This window comes from Paraburkholderia unamae (assembly GCF_003268775.1).
Lineage (GTDB): Bacteria > Pseudomonadota > Gammaproteobacteria > Burkholderiales > Burkholderiaceae > Paraburkholderia > Paraburkholderia unamae.
This window is the reverse complement of record NZ_QLSU01000065.1, coordinates 1-2,722: the sequence shown is the minus strand read 5'-3', so window position 1 is coordinate 2,722 and position 2,722 is coordinate 1. Positions and strand designations below refer to the sequence as shown.

Sequence of the window (2,722 nt, the reverse complement as noted above, 5' to 3'; positions counted from 1 at the left end):
GAAGCGAACGCGGCGAACTGAAACATCTAAGTAGCCGCAGGAAAAGAAATCAACCGAGATTCCCAAAGTAGTGGCGAGCGAAATGGGATCAGCCTGTACTCTTTATCTGTACCGTTAATCGAACGCTCTGGAAAGTGCGGCCATAGCAGGTGATAGCCCTGTAGATGAAAACGGAATGGAAGAACTAGGTGTACGACAAGTAGGGCGGGACACGTGAAATCCTGTCTGAAGATGGGGGGACCATCCTCCAAGGCTAAATACTCGTGATCGACCGATAGTGAACCAGTACCGTGAGGGAAAGGCGAAAAGAACCCCGGGAGGGGAGTGAAATAGATCCTGAAACCGCATGCATACAAACAGTCGGAGCCTCGCAAGGGGTGACGGCGTACCTTTTGTATAATGGGTCAGCGACTTACATTCAGTGGCAAGCTTAACCGAATAGGGCAGGCGTAGCGAAAGCGAGTCCGAACAGGGCGTTCAGTCGCTGGGTGTAGACCCGAAACCAGGTGATCTATCCATGGCCAGGTTGAAGGCACGGTAACACGTGCTGGAGGACCGAACCCACTAACGTTGAAAAGTTAGGGGATGAGCTGTGGATAGGGGTGAAAGGCTAAACAAACCTGGAAATAGCTGGTTCTCTCCGAAAACTATTTAGGTAGTGCCTCGTGTATCACCTTCGGGGGTAGAGCACTGTCATGGTTGATGGGTCCATTGCGGATTACGTCGCCATAGCAAACTCCGAATACCGAAGAGTGCAATCACGGGAGACAGACATCGGGTGCTAACGTCCGGTGTCAAGAGGGAAACAACCCAGACCGCCAGCTAAGGTCCCCAAATATAGCTAAGTGGGAAACGAAGTGGGAAGGCTAAAACAGTCAGGAGGTTGGCTTAGAAGCAGCCACCCTTTAAAGAAAGCGTAATAGCTCACTGATCGAGTCGTCCTGCGCGGAAGATGTAACGGGGCTAAGCTATATACCGAAGCTGCGGATGCGTGCTTTGCACGCATGGTAGGAGAGCGTTCCGTAAGCCTGCGAAGGTGCGTTGAAAAGCGTGCTGGAGGTATCGGAAGTGCGAATGCTGACATGAGTAGCGATAAAGGGGGTGAAAGGCCCCCTCGCCGTAAGCCCAAGGTTTCCTACGCAACGTTCATCGGCGTAGGGTGAGTCGGCCCCTAAGGCGAGGCAGAAATGCGTAGCTGATGGGAAGCAGGTCAATATTCCTGCACCATTGTTGAATGCGATGGGGGGACGGATCGCGGAAGGTTGTCCGGGTGTTGGAAGTCCCGGTCCTTGCATTGGAGAAGGCGCTTTGGCAAATCCGGGCGCGGAATTCAAGGGTGCGAGGCCATGCTCTTCGGAGCAGAAGCAACTGGAAGTGGTTCCAAGAAAAGCCTCTAAGCTTCAGTTCAACAGTGACCGTACCGCAAACCGACACAGGTGGGCGAGATGAGTATTCTAAGGCGCTTGAGAGAACTCGGGAGAAGGAACTCGGCAAATTGGTACCGTAACTTCGGGATAAGGTACGCCCTTGTAGCTTGAAGAGCCTGCGCTCTGAGGGTGAAGGGGTTGCAATAAACTGGTGGCTGCGACTGTTTAATAAAAACACAGCACTCTGCAAACACGAAAGTGGACGTATAGGGTGTGACGCCTGCCCGGTGCCGGAAGATTAAATGATGGGGTGCAAGCTCTTGATTGAAGTCCCGGTAAACGGCGGCCGTAACTATAACGGTCCTAAGGTAGCGAAATTCCTTGTCGGGTAAGTTCCGACCTGCACGAATGGCGTAACGATGGCCACACTGTCTCCTCCCGAGACTCAGCGAAGTTGAAGTGTTTGTGATGATGCAATCTCCCCGCGGCTAGACGGAAAGACCCCATGAACCTTTACTGTAGCTTTGCATTGGACTTTGAACCGGTTTGTGTAGGATAGGTGGGAGGCTGTGAAGTGTGGACGCTAGTCTGCATGGAGCCGTCCTTGAAATACCACCCTGATCTGTTTGAGGTTCTAACCTTGGTCCGTAATCCGGATCGGGGACAGTGCATGGTAGGCAGTTTGACTGGGGCGGTCTCCTCCCAAAGGGTAACGGAGGAGTACGAAGGTACGCTAGGTACGGTCGGAAATCGTGCTGATAGTGCAATGGCATAAGCGTGCTTGACTGTGAGACTCACAAGTCGAACAGGTGCGAAAGCAGGTCATAGTGATCCGGTGGTTCTGTATGGAAGGGCCATCGCTCAACGGATAAAAGGTACTCTGGGGATAACAGGCTGATACCGCCCAAGAGTTCATATCGACGGCGGTGTTTGGCACCTCGATGTCGGCTCATCTCATCCTGGGGCTGTAGCCGGTCCCAAGGGTATGGCTGTTCGCCATTTAAAGAGGTACGTGAGCTGGGTTTAAAACGTCGTGAGACAGTTTGGTCCCTATCTGCCGTGGGCGCTGGATATTTGAAGGGACCTGCTCCTAGTACGAGAGGACCGGAGTGGACGAACCTCTGGTGTACCGGTTGTCACGCCAGTGGCATCGCCGGGTAGCTATGTTCGGAAGAGATAACCGCTGAAAGCATCTAAGCGGGAAACTCGCCTTGAGATGAGATATCCCCGGGGCTTTAAGCCCCTTGAAGGGTCGTTCGAGACCAGGACGTTGATAGGTCAGGTGTGGAAGCGCAGTAATGCGTTAAGCTAACTGATACTAATTGCCCGTAAGGCTTGATCCTATAACAGGTGTG

1 rRNA gene is annotated in these 2,722 nt (G+C 52.9%); it reads left to right on the top strand.

The features are described from left to right. A 23S ribosomal RNA gene (locus tag C7401_RS44115) occupies positions 1-2,710 on the top strand; the annotation flags it as partial. Positions 2,711-2,722 lie beyond the last annotated feature (12 nt).